A 15,871-nucleotide genomic window follows, 5' to 3' on the forward strand; every position below is an offset into this window, starting at 1 on the left:
AGTATGAAAGTCGGATTTACAATTTTGTCTGTGTTTTTGTTGGTAAGTGCTCATGCACAGCAAGGCAAAGCGCGTCTCAATTATTACCAGTCCATTAAGGGAGTTCTGGGAAAAGCGGTAGTGGCGTGGGCGGAAAGAGCGATGAGCGAAAAGCCTGTGACGGTAACGGCGCAAACCTGTTCACGTAGCGCTGGCGGCAAACATGATTTTTACAGTGAGGGTGATTACTGGTGGCCAAACCCGACGAGTCCGGATAGCCCCTATATCCAGCGCGATGGCATGACCAACCCCAATAATTTTGTAGCCCATCGGCACGCTATGATCCGTCTGAGCCGGATCGTGGGCACCCTGGCCTCTGCTTACAGGGTCACTGGTAATGAAAAATACGTGGGTAAAGCCCTACAACATTGCAGGGCCTGGTTTACGGATACCGCAACCATGATGAATCCAAACCTTCTTTATGCCCAGGCAATCAAAGGGAGAGTGACTGGGCGAGGCGTTGGTATCATTGACGCGATTCATTTCATGGAAGTGGTGCAGGGTCTGACTGTGATGGAGAAAGCCCGCACCATGGACCGGAAAACCCTGGCCGGCGTTAAACAGTGGTTTGCCAGTTTTGTAGATTGGCTCACCACCCATCCCTATGGCAAAGACGAAATGAACGCCACTAACAATCACGCGACTTGTTGGGCTATGCAGGTGGCCTGTTTCGCAAAGTTTACAGGTAACCAAAAGGTGATGAATTTCTGCAGGGACAGGTTCAAAACGGTACTGCTGCCCAACCAAATAGCGGTGGATGGGAGTTTCCCGCGGGAATTGGGCAGAACCAAACCCTACGGCTATTCTTTGTTTAACCTGGACGCCATGACAACCCTGGCCCAGATCTTGTCCAGCTCAAAGGATAACCTCTGGACTTTTCAGTTGTCCGATGGGCGTTCTTTAAAGAAAGGTATTGAGTTCTTATATCCCTATATCGAAAATAAAAGCAAGTGGCCCTTTAAACAGGATGTGATGTATTGGAACGAATGGCCGGTAGCTCAGCCAGCGCTGGTATTCGGTGCTGTGGCATATAATAATTTGAATTGGTTTACTACCTGGAAAGGTCTCAATCAGTTTCCGGAGGTGGAAGAAGTCATCAGGAACCTGCCGATACGAAATCCTTTGTTATGGATCGGGCAATAATGCTCGTCGATTATTGAGTGAAAATCATGATTAGATGAAGAGAATAATTGGCATAGCGTTGATTTGTATGTTAGTTACCAGTGCATCAGCTCAGACAAGAGGTGATGAGAATAAGGATATGTACAACCGGGCGCAGCAGCGTGATCAGAAAGTAATTGATGAAGCGGTGAGCGGTTGGTGGGAAGGAACTCATGAAATTATTAGAAATCCAATTGATCAGACAATAGGTTTAAATAAACGATTATGATTAGACAAATCTCTCTCATTGTGTTGGCCTCGTGGCTGACCACGACCGCGGGCGCACAGAAGCTGTTTCTCCCGAAAATATTCGGGGACGTTGAAAAACAAACGAGCGTCATGCTTGGCGAAGTTGAGAAGATCAGGGATAGGAAACCTGAGCTGGTCGCGCCGAGAACGATCGAAAATAACCAGTTGAAACTCGTCAAATCGGGTGACTGGACCAGCGGCTTTTTTGCCGGTGAGTTATGGTTTATCTATGAATATACGAAAAAAGAAAATTGGAAACAAATAGCCCGACAGTTTACAAATTATATCGAGAAGGAAAAATATAATGGGACCACCCACGATATGGGCTTCAAGATCAACAACAGTTTTGGGAACGGCTACAGGCTCACAAAAGACCCGCACTACCGCGAAGTGATGATACTAGCAGCAAAAACGCTAAGCGGGCGGTTTAACGCTACTGCCGGCGTGATCCGTTCATGGGATCACAACAAACAGAATTGGGACTTTCCGGTGATCATCGATAACATGATGAACCTGGAACTGCTGTTTGAGGCATCGAAGCTGACCGGCGACAGAAAGTTTTATGATATAGCTGTGAGTCACGCTAACAAGACCATGCAAAATCATTTCCGTAAAGATTTCAGCTCCTGGCACGTGGTGGATTATGACACAACGCGGGCCGGAAAGATCAATAAGAAGACAACCCACCAGGGATATTCCGATGAATCTGCCTGGGCGCGCGGACAGGCCTGGGGATTATATGGGTTCACGATGTGCTATCGCGAAACCAAAAATCCGGCTTATTTGAAATTGGCAGAGAACATTGCCGGATTCATTCTCCATCACCCCAACCTGCCGGCTGATCTGATTCCGTATTGGGACTTTAACGCGCCAGGGATACCCAATGAGCCGAGGGACGCCTCGGCGGCAGCCATCATCGCTTCATCGCTCTTTGAGTTAAGTACATACAGCAAGAATGGCAAGATGTATAAAGATATAGCGGTTAAGATGCTGACGAATCTGACCAATCATTACCGGGCGCCGATTGGCTCAGACTATGGTTTTATCCTGTTGCACAGCACCGGATCCAAACCCGCAAATAGTGAAGTGGATGTACCGTTGAATTATGCGGATTATTATTACCTGGAGGCCTTGCTGCGAATGAAGAAGCTGAGTGAGGGAAAGAAACTCTTTTGAGTTTGCAGGTAAAACTGGATGTGCCTAACTTGTTCTAAAAGAAATCGTTATTGGTTGATTCCGTAAATGAAAGCATAAAGGAAAATGGGATATTGGAGCTGATCAGTTCAATGAAAAGCCATCAATGGTTCACCCGTTAAATGCGCAGGAGTGGGTGCCAGAAAAAAGTAGAAAACAGATTTCTTAAAAAAATAAAATAAATAACGATGAAGAAATTACTGTCTTTGGCATTAGTTTGCCTCCTGATCAGCACAGCAAATGCACAGCCTTTAAGCAAGGATGCACGCATGGAATGGTGGCGCGCCGCACGTTTCGGCATGTTCATTCACTGGGGCGTTTATTCCCAATGGGGCGGCGTATATCACGGGCATGAGCAGGCCCGGGGCGGCGCTGAATGGATCATGAACCGTTGCAAGATACCTGTGCTGGAATACCAGGATCGCGCAAAATCATTCAACCCAGTGAAGTATGATCCGGACGCCTGGGTGAGGCTGGCAAAAGAAGCAGGTATGAAATACATCATCATCACTTCCAAACACCATGACGGTTTTGCGCTCTTCAAATCCAATGCGAGCAAGTGGAATGTTGCTGACGCAACGGCGTATGGTAAGGACCTGCTTAAACCCCTCGCAGAAGCCTGCAGGAAATATGGGATGAAACTTGGTTTTTATTACTCGCAGGCTCAGGACTGGAATAACCCGGGTGGATCGGTGGCCAGAAAGGAAATGAGGGAAGGCTGGCCCAACCCCGACTCTACGAAAATAGATGCCTATACCGCCGCGCATAAAGGTCATTGGGACCCGTTGCAGGAAACCAAAACCTTTGATCAATATATTGATGATGTATCAGTACCTCAGGTAAAAGAAATATTGAGTAATTACGGGGATATTGCTGTGCTGTGGTGGGATACGCCGACGAATATGACGGATGAAGCCGCTCAGAAATTGCAGGCCGTGCTGAAGTTGCAACCCCGCATCATCACAAACGACCGGTTGAAGCGCCCCAATTTTCCCGGCGATACAAAAACACCTGAACAAAAAATCCCAACCCAGGCAGAGCTGGATGGTACCGATTGGGAAACCTGCATGACGATGAACGGAAGCTGGGGATATAAGAGCTGGGATCATAACTGGAAATCTACGGAAACGCTGATCCACAACCTGGTGGATATTGCTTCCAAGGGAGGAAACTATCTGCTGAATATCGGACCAAAGGACGACGGCACCATGCCCATCGAAAGTATTGAACGGTTAAAAGAGATTGGTAAATGGATGAAGGTAAATAGTGTGGCCGTGTATGGTACCATGGCTAGCCCACTGGCAGATCTGCCCTGGGGTCGTTGCACGGTGAAAGAATCGGGTAAGAACACTATGCTGAACTTGTTTGTCTTCGATTGGCCGGCAGATGGTAAACTGGTCGTACCCGGATTAGGTAACAAGTTGATCAGCGCGAAATTACTCGCTAATAATAAAGCGCTGAAAGGAAGGAAAAGCGGCTCAGACCTCGTTCTTGAACTGCCAGCTACGGCGCCGGACAAGATCGCGTCTGTTGTGCAGGTTCAGGTCGTTGGACGAGTGGCTAATATAAATGTTCAGGGTAGTAAGAGAATGAAAAGCGGGGCGCTGGATTAACACGCTTGTCTTACAATATCTCTAAGCCCGGTGCAAGATTAGTTAACGATACCCTCATCAAAGGCTTCAAGAAAACTAATTGATCATCACAAAACAAAAAAATTAACACATGAAACGAAGCATGAAAAATTATTTTCACACAGGCGAATTTAAATGCGAAGTTCCCCGCCCCCACTCGAATCGTCCGCCGCGGCGGACGGGCGTACCGAACGGTACGTTCGGGCAGGCATTCGACAAAGTCATTGACTGCCCAAGGCGGTGAACTAAAAATAAACGAATGAAATATTTTCTATTGTTAGTGACATTATCCGTTATCGGGTCTGTTTCATACGCGCAGGCGTCGGGCAGCCTGACCGCCAGATGGGCAATACAACCCGACGGCAGCATTCAGTGGAACATGAACGGTACCCTGCCGCATGAAGACCATATTGAAATGGCGGGACAAAAAGTTGCTTTATGGATGCAATATGCCGTGGATGCAAACAGGACGCCTTCTTACATTCGCACGTTCGTGTTCCCCACATTCAGGTTGCTACCTGCCACAACCATAGCGCACATGACGTACAGCATCGATGATAACAACTTACCCAGGATCCTGATCAACGACCGGTTGTATAAAGCGGGAGTCTATAACGCTACTGTTATGCAGTCAATGCCCGAGAAGACGCAGTACATCAACCACAAGGGCATCATGGAGATTGTCAGCCTGCTGGGTACAGATGAGAAGCTGAAGTTAAAACACTTCTTTTTTCCATCGGTGGATAAGCCGCTGGCTATAGAACAAATGGTATTCGTGAATGAGGGAGCCAAGCCCATAAAAGTTGAAATGGAGTACATGCGCCGAGAAGTGAGACCCGCCCCCGAAAGGGTAAGTGATGGGCCACATAAATTTATAATGTCCACAGTCAATGATGGTTTGAAAACACTTAACCCTGGCGATTCCGTCGTGTTTGGCATCAGTTATCAGGCCGTTGATAATCCCGCTGACTTTGTAGCCGCAAATATTTCGGGGGAAGAAACCGCGAGACAAAACAGGGTTTCTCAAATACTTTCATTACTCCGACTGGAAACACCTGATCCGGTGATCAATACGATGTTTGCATTTGCAAAGATCAGGGGTACAGAAAGCATCTACAATACCCGGGGCGGGTTGATGCATGGTCCAGGAGGTCTCAGGTATTACGCGGCTATTTGGGCCAATGACCAGGCCGAATACATCAACCCGTTTTTCGCTTTTCTCGGCGATGACCTCGGTCTGAAATCCTCCATGAATGCCTACCGCTTATTTGCCGATTACATGAACCCGGCATACAAACCAATTCCCAGTTCTATCATCAACGAGGGAAGGGGCACCTGGCAGGGAGCTGGAGATCGCGGCGACATGGCGATGATCGCGTACGGGGCATCGAGGTTCGCGCTGGCTTATGGTAATGCAGATTCGGCCAGGGTTTTATGGCCTTTGATTGAATGGTGCCTGGAGTACTGCAAGCGCAAGATCAACAGTGAGGGGGTGGTGTGGAGTAATAAAGATGAACTCGAAGGCCGCTTCCCCGCAGGGAACGCAAACCTGAACACCAGCTCGCTGTATTATGATGCACTGGTATCCGCAGCCTATCTGGGCAAGTCGCTGAACAAGCCGGCTTCACAGATAAGCGCCTATGAAAAAGAAGCGAAGACCATGCGTGCGAATATCGAAAAATATTTCGGGGCCACTGTGGAAGGGTTTAAGACTTATAAATATTACAAAGAAAATGATACCCTGCGTGCCTGGATCGCCACGCCGTTGGTCATGGATATATTCGACCGGAAAGAAGGAACTATTGCCGCACTGTTTTCCCCGCGGTTATGGACAGCCGATGGCCTCGCGAGCCTGGCGGGAAATAATACGTTTTGGGACAGGGCTACGCTCTATGGTTTACGTGGTGCTTTTGCTGCGGGCGCGACAGAGAAAGCATATCATTTTTTAAAATATTATTCCGAGCGGCGTTTGCTGGGTGAACATGTGCCTTATGCCGTTGAAGCTTACCCCGAGGGGAACCAGCGGCATCTGTCTGCCGAAAGTGGTTTGTATTGCCGGATTTTTACCGAAGGCGTTTTGGGAATGCGGCCAACCGGGTTCAAGTCTTTCAATTTGACGCCCAACCTGCCGGCAGGTTGGAATTATATGCGGCTGAAAAATATTCACGCTTTTGAAACGGTTTTTGATTTAGATCTGAAACGCATCAACAAGACCGATGTTGAGGTCAGCATCATCAGAAATGACGCCACGAAGACATACCGCACGAAAGCGGGGAAGACTATTTCAGTGAAACTATAAAAGACCGGGGATCAATGTCTGGCTGAAAGTCGAACATTTTTTTGCATCGACTTAGCACTTACCAAATTCGAGGGTTGGAAGGGCTTCGTTAAAAATTGTTGGGTGATGGCATTGCGTATCAGCCAGGAGCAAGGAGTTTTGTAAAAATGAAAGGGCTCTCAGTTGCAGACTTTAGATAATAATAGAAAAATTTATTAGAGGTATTGTCTGCGACTGCAAAAATCTACTTGCCAGGTCTATAAAGAACTGCGCAGGTGATTTTGTTGAAAGAGAAATGGATATATTTGGTTATCCATACCGCAACGGGTATTCATCACTGGAAATAATTCTAAAAAAGTAATAACGATTATGTCTACTATCCGGATCATTTTTCTTTTGTCGTCTTTGGTAATCTCTTCTTTGTGTGATGCACAGCAAACTTCCAAAAAGCAGCCCCAGGTTGATCAGCCTGTAATCCCCGTGGGTTATGACGCTTACCGCATGTGGGATAAATGGCCGCAACAACGATTGGGAATGCGTGCTTACATGCGAAGCACCTATGATCGCAGGGGAGCGAACGAGGGTGCAGATGCAAGCCATTTTCTGTTCGCCGGTAAGGAAGATGAGAATGTCTCGCTGGATGTCAAAGGGAACGGTGTCCTGTATTTTTTCAGGGCGAATCACTGGCATGGCAGTCCCTGGCATTTTATAGTAGATGGGAAAGATAATATTGTCCGGGAAAATGGTACAGAGGATCCGGTAAATGCAAAAACGAAACTAACCAATACAACCTTTATCCCTGAGAAAGCTTTTCCGCAGCCGCTCAACTGGACCTGGGCTACGACGCGCGGGGCAGACCTGATCTGGACGCCGATTCCTTTCAGTCAGTCGATGCGCATTGCCTACTCGCGCACGCATTACGGGACCGGATATTATATCTATCACCTGTTTGGAAATGAAAAAAATCTGTCGAGGCCTATCCGTCCGTGGGATATCAGCCAGGTACCTGACCAGGATGTGCTAGCATTGATTGGCCGCGCAGGAACAGATATAGCCCCACAAAATATTAAAAAGATTTCGGGGAAAGTCAAACTGAATAAAAGCAGTTTAACGCTGGCGAGGATCATGGCATCTAACAGTTCGGTGCGAGCGTTTAAACTGACGCTTCCGCTGGCAAAAGCGCTGGATCTGGAACGTGTGGGATTGCGCATTACCTGGGATGGTGCCAAGTATCCTTCGGTTGATGCGCCCCTATGCCTGTTCTTTGGCGCGGGGACGCTCTACAACCGCGATCAGCAGGAGTTCCTGGTGAAAGGCTTTCCTATCAATATCCGTTTTGATTATGAAAAGCAACAAGTGGAGCTGGCCTGTTATTACCCGATGCCGTTTTTTAAAGAAGGCAGGTTTGAACTGACGGGTATAAAACCTGATCAGACAGAAATCGGTTTTGAGATCCGATATGAGCCACTGCGAATGTTGCCCAATCAAAGCAGCTATTTCCATGCAACTTACAAAGACTTCCCTACGCCGGAGCCGGGGAAAGATATGGTCTTCCTGGACACGCGCGGTATGGAGGGACATTCGGCCTGGTCGGGCAGTTTTGTCGGCACCTCCTTTATATTTTCACATGATGCCTACCTCGGTACTTTGGAGGGAGACCCCCGGTTCTTTTTTGATGATAGTCAAACCCCTCAGGCTTATGGTACAGGTACTGAGGAATGGGGCGGCGGTGGTGATTACTGGGGTGGCAGGAATATGACACTGCCCTTTGCAGGTCACCCTTGCGGCGCACCAAAAAAGAATGAAGTACGCCATGAGAAAGATTTGATCCAATCTGCTTACAGGTTTTTGCTGGCAGATATGATGCCCTTTGGACGCAGGGCTCAGATCCAATTTGAACATGGTGGCGAAAATCTCTCTACTGAGCATTATGAGTCGGTGGCTTATTGGTACGGTCTCCCAGCGGCTTCGTTGATCCTGACGGACTCTTTGAATATCGGCGATCTGGCCAGTGAGAAAAGCCACCGTTACCAATCCCCTGAGGCTTCTGAGGTGCAAAGGATCTTATCGCGCTACGAGTGGGGTATTGATAGTTTCCCGAAAAAACACAATGCCGCCTCGGGAACACCTGCCTGGACACCTGGTGCAGAAGTTTATCCGGCACACGAGGAAACCGGCCGTTTTACAATGGGTGTTTCTGAGTTCACCGTAAAGTTGGATCCATCGAACCAGGGCGCTTTATTGCGCAGGACGCTCGATTATAGTTTTCCTAATCAGACCGCGGAGGTCTTTATCAGCGATGCCAGTGGTGGCAAGGGCAGGGAACAGGCTAAATGGGAACGCGTAGGTATTTGGTATCTGGCGGGTTCAAACACCTGTATCTATTCAAATCCCGGTGGCGAACTGGATCCAAGAAAGTTGGTTGTCCAGACTTCCAACCGAAGGTTCCGGGACGATGAGTTTTTGATTCAGGCTGAACTAACCAAAGGCCGCTCGGCAGTGCACGTGGGCGTCCGCTTCATTCCCGATACGCAGGAATTATTCCCCGGTTATCCCTTCCCGCAAAAAAGCGCCTGGAGTGAATTGCGGTACAAGGTGTATAGTTATATTTTGCCTCGGTTTAAAGAGTTGTAAAGGGTTGATGAGATCTTCCAGACGCAAGTGTCTCAATTACGAATGTTCAATGACGAATTACGAACGGACCTGTAAAGAAGGTTACCTTATTTAAAGATGTCGCCCTCGTAATTTGTAATTCCCGTAATTCGTAATTCAATCGTCTAATTTAGGCGCTGATCATTCGGGCGATGAGATACGCGCAGCCGGCCGCTATGATGCCCACGAAGGCCGTTTTAACTGCTCCATAATAAGGATTTTTGTCTGACGTGAATTTAGCTTTGAAATATCCGAAGACGAGCAGGCAGACAATAGTAATCATTGCCGACAGAATCAGGCCCTGATGCGGCGTAGCCGTAACGAAATATCCCAACAAAGGGATAATTCCCCCTACTACATACGCTAACCCTATATTCAGTGCGCTTTTTGTGGCTCTACGTTCATCGGGTTTTTCCAGTCCCAGTTCAAAACGCATCATAAAGCTGACCCATTTATCTTTATCTTTTGCGAGCTCTTCCGATATCTCGTGCTGCAATCGCTCATCAAATCCATATCCCCCAAAGAAATCCCGGATCTCTTCCTTTTCCCGCTCCGGGACCGTTTCTACCTCAGAATATTCCCTTTTCAACTCGGCCTGGTAATGTTCAATTTCAGTCTTCCCCGCCAGGTATCCCCCAAGTCCCATGGCAATAGAGCCCGCTACAATCTCCGCAACACCTGCGGTTATAACCAATCCGTTGCTGGTAACAGCTCCGCTTAGCCCTGCGGCTAAGGCAAAGGGTACAGTCAGGCCATCGGACATACCAATGACAATATCTTTAACAAGATCCGAGGATGTGAAATGTTTTTCGAGATGTTGATCCATAATCCTATTTTAAATAATATTAATAACCTGAGCCACTTTCATCTGGCCTTGGGCTTTCTCCAGAAAGTTATTTCCAATAACCTCAGAGGGACTATTACCTTGTGCACGGTCGATTGCTATCCCTTATTACCCGCCAGACTAAAAACTGCTGAGGGCCGTTAATAAATACATTCTTTGTTGTTACCCCCCACATCCGGAGGTTCAAATATACGCGGGTAGTCGAGCCTTACACAAATCTACTGCTAGCTCCAACCAATTGCTAAATAAAATAAGCGCTATAAACTGTTCCCATCCACACTATTTGTTGCTACCCTGCTTTTCCTTTTCCCGGCGCTTGAAATATCCCCTCAACAGGAAATTATCTTTCAAAGCGTCCATATTTTCATCCAGCTTTTCCGAGGCGGATTGCAGGTTCCTGAGGGTTGAACGGATCTCCCTGGCCGTCCCGGGGTCTTGTAATATCAATCCTGCCGTATTAGTTGTGTCCGACAGCTTGTCGGCTACGACTTTTAATTTTTGAAGTATTTGTCTGGATGAGATCGTTAAATCGTCTATCTGCCGTGCACCGGAACGAAGGCGTGCAAAGATCACCGTATCCTTCAGCAGGTCATAAGTCATCGTGCCTGGTTGCCGCATTTGCGCTGTGTACTGACTCAGGTCGGCGGAGAATTTATCAGCATGTGTACCCGCCGATTTGAGCACGCCAAGGGTTTGTTGTACTTCCGTATAAAGCGCCGGATCATTGATCATTTTCCCAATCGCTCCTTCGCCGTTAACCAGCTTATGACTGATTTGTTTCAGGTCGCTGGTAAGCTGTACCAGGTTTTTGTTGGTCTCCCCAAAACTGCCGATCAGATCTTCCAGCGACTCCGTACTCTCCGTTTTGAATACATGACCTTTTTTCACCGGGTGGTTATAATCCTTTCCCCCATACAATTGCAGAACCTTGCTCCCGATCAATCCGTCGTTGCCCACTTTTGCCATTGCATCCTGCGGGATGAATTTGGCTGATGCCTCTTCGATGGACAGCAATAATTCAACTGATCCGCCGGGCACAAACACAATGTCACGGATAATGCCCACTTTAACGCCTGAATACCTGATATTATCTCCTGTCTTTAATCCCGCGATATCGGCAAAAACAGCTTTGGCCGTTAGTGTTCTCCCAAAAGTGCGTTGTTTTTTGGCCATAGTTAGCAGGCCAAGGGCAAGAATGACAATGCCCACGGTAATAAAAATTCCCAGCAGTACAGGTCTGTGTGTAGAAGTAGTTCTCATCTATTGTATAAAGTTATAATCGTAAAACTTCTGGGTTCTTGGATCTTCCCCGTTAAATATTTCCGAAAAACTCCCTTGTCGAATGAACGTTCCATCCATCAACATCAGTATCCGGTCACCCGTTGCCCGCGCGCAGGCTAAATCATGCGTGATGATGATAGAACTTGTCCTGTATTGTTCCTGCACCTGGTTGATCAGCTCATTGATTTCCGTGCAAGTGATCGGATCCAGTCCGGCCGTGGGCTCATCATACAGCATGATCGCCGGTTGCATGATCAGGGTACGCGCGATTCCGATTCGTTTTTTTTGTCCGCCTGAAAGCTCTGCCGGGCTTTTGTCGATGGCTTCCAGAAGACCCACATCTTCCAGCGTTTTGCGGATGGCGCTTTCCCGTTGCCTGCTGCTCAGGTCCTTCCTGTGCCGGAGCAGAGGAAATTCAAGATTCTCCCTTACTGTCATGCTATCATACAACGCACTGTTTTGAAACAGGAATCCGATGCGCAACCTGAGCGCACGCAGTTCACGTGGATCTAATTCGGCGACCTCCTCTCCTAAAACCCTGACGGACCCGGCATCTTTTTTTAGAAGACCTGCAATGATCCGGATCAAAACTGATTTTCCCGATCCGGAGCGTCCCAACACAACAACATTTTCGCCTTCATGCAGCGTCAGGTTAATGCCATTGAGGACTACCTGGCTTCCAAAGGCCTTATGTAGGTCTTCTATCTGAATCACTGTTGGAGTTGCATGGCTATGGTAAATCTGTTTGCGCATCAGTTATTGATCAAATGAATGGAAGCTACGATCAGCATCTCTTCCAGGAACAGGAGGTACATGGCTATTACCACAGATTTATTGGCGGCCCTGCCCACACCTTCCGTTCCATGTTGGGTATGATATCCAAAAAAGCTGCCAATGATACCGATCGTAAAACCGAAAACAAGTGCCCTGAATAAAGCAGAGCCAATGTCGAAGAAATTGACTTTTTGAAAAAACCCTTCCACGAATGCCTGGAAGGAAATACTCTCCGCCTGGTAAATATCCACATAAGCTCCCAGCATACATACGAACCCGAAATAGATGGTCAGAACCGGAATCATGATGGACGTGGAGACCACACGGGTTACCACCAGGTACTTGAATGGGTTTACCGCAGATACTTCCATGGCATCTATCTGCTCGGTGACCCGCATCGAGCCCAGTTCAGCGCCGATACCAGAACCCACCTTGCCTGCACAGATCAGCGCGGTTACCAGCGGGGCCAGGGAGCGGATGACGGCAATAGCCACAATGGCCGGTAAAACCGAAGTGGCGCCAAAATCAACCAATGGCTGCCGGGACTGGCTCGTAAACACTATACCGGTGATGAATCCGGTGATCGTGATCAGCCCCACGGATTTATATCCCGTGATGTAACATTGCTTGATCAGTTCTTTAGTTTCAAACGGCGGGCGCCAGAATTCATTGAGGAATCGCGCCAGAAAACCTGTCATTTTTGCGATATCGGCAAAAAATGCATCAGCTTTTGCTGAAATGAGATAATCCTTTTTTGAAGACATGTTGTAAGCCTGGACCGCCTAGTTGTTTAACTGGCTAAAAATAAACAATATAATGGAAAACACCGTTATTCAAAGTGAAGCGCGAGATAATCAGGTGACAGAAGATCCGCGCCCGCGGAGAGTAAATCTGTAGGCGGATTCAGGGAAAAGCCCTGGTACGTTGCGGGTATAGTGCTTGATTGCGATTCGTTGAAAAGCGAAAGGTATTTTTAAAAAATTCTGACAGATGTTCTTCCGATTCTATCAGAGATTTACCGGAATTGTGCTTTCGAATGATGTCCTTCGCTTGTTTAATCTGCTGTCGGATTCAACTATAGCCTTAGAAAGTAAAAACACCCGGAAAATCGATTTACGAAGGATCTTTCAAAAAAATTTCGAAAAAATTGTAACCTTTTCGGCACTGACCTACTCCAATATGGTAAATCGTTCAAAATAAAATCAATTTGAAATGGAAACCATTCAAGCTAAATCAGGAATCAGGCCGGTGTACCAGTTGATGCACCTGACCTTTGTCGTTGTTCCAATCGTTGCTGGGCTGGACAAATTCACGGATTTGCTCACCCAATGGGAACAGTATCTTCACCCCACATTGGTGGCATTACTGCCTTTTCCGTCCCACACGTTCATGATGATTGTGGGGGTCATAGAAATTATTGCTGGGTTGCTCGTATTAGCCAAACCTCACCTGGGTGGCCTGATTGTTGCGGCCTGGCTTGCAGGTATTGCATTAAATCTGTTACTGGCGGGTCATTTCCTGGATGTTGCCGTAAGAGATCTGGTTATGTGTATTAGTGCATATTCAATGGCAAGGATCTCAGTAATGTATTCAACAAAAGAATCTAAAGAAGCTAAAAAATCTTATGAACTTAGTGTCTGAGAAAAATGCTGACAGCGAGCTGATCAGCCAAGTATTGAGAGGAGAAACCCCAAGGTTTGAAATTTTGATCCGGCGCTACAATCCACTCTTGTATAAAATAGGCAGGAGTTATGGATTTGGTCATCAGGATACGGAAGACCTGATGCAGGATACCTTCATCGATGCCTACACCAATTTATCAAAGTTTGAAGGACGATCGGCATTTAAAACATGGCTGACCGGCATCATGCTGCATAATTGTTACAGACGAAGACATAAGAAAAGTTTTACGAATGAAATTGACGGAGAAACACTCATCAAATCGAGCGCTATGACGGAAGGAAATCAAATGGAAAATCCGGTGGGACGAATCCTCAACAGGGAACTTGGCACCGTGATTGAGAAGGCTTTGGAGCAGATTCCCTTTAATTACCGGATCGTGTTCGCGCTTCGTGAAATGAACGGGTTGAGTGTCGGGGACACTGCGGGTCTGCTACACCTTACGCCGGTAAACGTAAAGACACGGCTGAATCGTGCCAGGGTGATGTTGCGAAAAGAAGTGGAAAAATTTTACAGTGTGGAGGAGATTTATGAGTTTAACCTGATCTATTGCGACGGAATCGTTGCAAGGGTTATGGAAAAAATCAACGCCATGAAGCGAAGCATGGAAAGTGATTCTAACACAGGAGAATGAATATGCGGAGATCCCTGTCTGCCTGCCTGCGGCAGGTAAACCGACAGGCAGATATTCGGCAAAAACATCAACTGCCAAAAGGCGCGAACTAAAAAATAACGAATGAATGAAGGAGGAATACATGAGCAATAGTTACAACGGTGGGGTTATAAATATGGCGCCACTCGCAAAATCGGACGATACACTAAAGGAGGATGAGAGCCTCAAAATAGGACAAATAGCCGGGCACTTCCGGGAGATCATGAGGATTCTGGAGTTGGATCTGAATGATGATAGCCTTAAGCGAACACCACAGCGCGTGGCAAAAATGATGGTAAAAGAAGCCTTCGCGGGTCTGAACCCCGGGAATAAACCTGAAGCCAGGTTGTTTGAAAATAAGTACCGGTATGATCAGATGCTGATCGAGAAGGATATAACCTTGTTTTCATATTGTGAACATCATTTCGTACCTTTCATTGGCAAAGTTCATATAGGGTATTTTTCAGATGGGCATATTATTGGTCTATCGAAGATCAATCGGCTTGTTGATTTCTATGCAAAACGACCGCAAGTACAGGAAAGGCTGACCGTGCAGATTGCATCAGGCCTGAAGGAAATGCTGGGTCACGAGAATGTGGCGGTTATTGTGGACGCTGTTCATCTGTGCGTGGCATCCCGGGGTGTGAAGGATACGAACAGTAGCACACTTACGTCTAACTACTCCGGCCGGTTCAGGGACGCTGACACCCGGGCGGAATTTATATCACTCCTTTACGGAACTAAAAATCTGAACAATGGCATATCCGGTAAAAATAACTTCGCTGTCACACCTCACCCATGATGTATTAAGAATCGTAACTGAAAAGCCGCCGCAGATACAGTATGTACCCGGTCAGGCCGTTGACGTAACCATTGACAAAGAACCCTGGCGCGAGGAAAAGAGGCCTTTTACTTTTACGTCGCTGCCCACTGAAAGTTTTTTGGAGTTCACCATCAAGACTTATCCCTCGCATCAGGGAGTCACAAACCAGTTGCTGGGACTGGTGCCGGGCGACCGGTTGATCCTGCATGACGTGTTTGGCGATATTCACTACAAGGGAACGGGTATCTTTATTGCTGGCGGCGCCGGGATTACGCCTTTTTTAGCCATCCTGCGTTCCCTGCAGGCACAACACAAGGTCGATGGTAACAAACTTTTATTTGCTAATAAAACAAAAGACGACATTATTCATAAGGAGGAGTTCGAAAAGTTATTAGGCGATCATTTCGTCAATGTACTTTCAGGGGATGACTCCCCAGGCTTTGAACATGGGTTTATAACTGCGGCTTTGATACAAAAGCACATCACTCCGCAAACAAAGTACTTTTATATATGCGGCCCGGATCCGATGATGGATGCCATGGAAAAGCAATTAGCGACCCTGGGCGTCAGCGCGGATTCAATTGTTCGGGAATCTTTTTAGGGTAACCAGGTC

Annotated in this window: 14 protein-coding genes; 10 read left to right on the forward strand and 4 right to left on the reverse strand. The window is 47.3% G+C overall.

Annotated features, from left to right (window positions below):
* Positions 1–3: 3 nt before the first annotated feature.
* The 6 genes from AC3WS5_RS03430 to AC3WS5_RS03455 all read left to right on the forward strand — a co-directional run bounded on the left by AC3WS5_RS03430 (position 4) and on the right by AC3WS5_RS03455 (position 9,186).
* Positions 4–1,182 (forward strand): alginate lyase family protein, encoded by a 1,179-nt coding sequence (locus tag AC3WS5_RS03430; protein WP_492465813.1) that lies wholly within the window; start codon positions 4–6, stop codon positions 1,180–1,182.
* Positions 1,183–1,216: 34 nt separating this feature from the next.
* A complete protein-coding gene (locus tag AC3WS5_RS03435) occupies positions 1,217–1,429 on the forward strand; it encodes a hypothetical protein (RefSeq protein ID WP_492465814.1) in 213 nt (70 codons plus the stop codon).
* Positions 1,426–2,625 (forward strand): glycoside hydrolase family 88 protein, encoded by a 1,200-nt coding sequence (locus tag AC3WS5_RS03440; protein WP_492465815.1) that lies wholly within the window; start codon positions 1,426–1,428, stop codon positions 2,623–2,625. The genes AC3WS5_RS03435 and AC3WS5_RS03440 overlap by 4 nt, the downstream gene beginning before the upstream one ends.
* Positions 2,626–2,831: 206 nt before the next feature.
* Complete coding sequence (locus AC3WS5_RS03445; protein ID WP_492465816.1) at positions 2,832–4,256, forward strand: alpha-L-fucosidase; 1,425 nt, start codon at positions 2,832–2,834, stop codon at positions 4,254–4,256.
* A 277-nt stretch (positions 4,257–4,533) separates the two neighbouring features.
* On the forward strand, positions 4,534–6,573 hold the full coding sequence (locus AC3WS5_RS03450) for a glucosidase family protein (protein ID WP_492465817.1): 2,040 nt from the start codon (positions 4,534–4,536) through the stop codon (positions 6,571–6,573).
* A gap of 348 nt (positions 6,574–6,921) precedes the next feature.
* Positions 6,922–9,186, forward strand: a complete 2,265-nt coding sequence (locus AC3WS5_RS03455) for a DUF2961 domain-containing protein (RefSeq protein ID WP_492465818.1) — start codon at positions 6,922–6,924, stop codon at positions 9,184–9,186.
* A gap of 148 nt (positions 9,187–9,334) precedes the next feature.
* Here the strand turns inward: AC3WS5_RS03455 and AC3WS5_RS03460 are convergent, their stop codons facing one another.
* The 4 genes from AC3WS5_RS03460 to AC3WS5_RS03475 all read right to left on the reverse strand — a co-directional run bounded on the left by AC3WS5_RS03460 (position 9,335) and on the right by AC3WS5_RS03475 (position 12,867).
* The gene (locus tag AC3WS5_RS03460; RefSeq protein ID WP_492465820.1) at positions 9,335–10,030 is read right to left on the reverse strand and encodes a VIT1/CCC1 transporter family protein; all 696 of its coding nucleotides are present in this window, start codon (positions 10,028–10,030) and stop codon (positions 9,335–9,337) included.
* A 297-nt stretch (positions 10,031–10,327) separates the two neighbouring features.
* Complete coding sequence (locus AC3WS5_RS03465; RefSeq protein WP_492465821.1) at positions 10,328–11,308, reverse strand: MlaD family protein; 981 nt, start codon at positions 11,306–11,308, stop codon at positions 10,328–10,330.
* Positions 11,309–12,082 carry an ABC transporter ATP-binding protein gene (locus tag AC3WS5_RS03470; protein ID WP_492465822.1) on the reverse strand — a complete coding sequence of 258 codons (774 nt, stop codon included), beginning with the start codon at positions 12,080–12,082 and terminating at the stop codon, positions 11,309–11,311.
* Positions 12,082–12,867, reverse strand: a complete 786-nt coding sequence (locus AC3WS5_RS03475; protein WP_492465824.1) for an MlaE family ABC transporter permease — start codon at positions 12,865–12,867, stop codon at positions 12,082–12,084. The genes AC3WS5_RS03470 and AC3WS5_RS03475 overlap by 1 nt, the downstream gene beginning before the upstream one ends.
* A gap of 448 nt (positions 12,868–13,315) precedes the next feature.
* Here AC3WS5_RS03475 and AC3WS5_RS03480 point away from each other — a divergent pair, with 448 nt between their 5' ends.
* The 4 genes from AC3WS5_RS03480 to AC3WS5_RS03495 all read left to right on the forward strand — a co-directional run bounded on the left by AC3WS5_RS03480 (position 13,316) and on the right by AC3WS5_RS03495 (position 15,859).
* Positions 13,316–13,744, forward strand: coding sequence for a hypothetical protein (locus AC3WS5_RS03480; protein WP_492465825.1), 429 nt, complete (start codon positions 13,316–13,318; stop codon positions 13,742–13,744).
* Positions 13,728–14,417, forward strand: a complete 690-nt coding sequence (locus tag AC3WS5_RS03485) for a sigma-70 family RNA polymerase sigma factor (RefSeq protein ID WP_492465826.1) — start codon at positions 13,728–13,730, stop codon at positions 14,415–14,417. The genes AC3WS5_RS03480 and AC3WS5_RS03485 overlap by 17 nt, the downstream gene beginning before the upstream one ends.
* A gap of 106 nt (positions 14,418–14,523) precedes the next feature.
* On the forward strand, positions 14,524–15,237 hold the full coding sequence (gene folE / locus AC3WS5_RS03490; protein ID WP_492465828.1) for a GTP cyclohydrolase I FolE: 714 nt from the start codon (positions 14,524–14,526) through the stop codon (positions 15,235–15,237).
* Positions 15,191–15,859 carry a ferredoxin reductase domain-containing protein gene (locus AC3WS5_RS03495; RefSeq protein ID WP_492465829.1) on the forward strand — a complete coding sequence of 223 codons (669 nt, stop codon included), beginning with the start codon at positions 15,191–15,193 and terminating at the stop codon, positions 15,857–15,859. The genes folE and AC3WS5_RS03495 overlap by 47 nt, the downstream gene beginning before the upstream one ends.
* Positions 15,860–15,871: the final 12 nt, after the last annotated feature.

The organism is Niabella sp. CPT15-335-S11, from assembly GCF_058792415.1.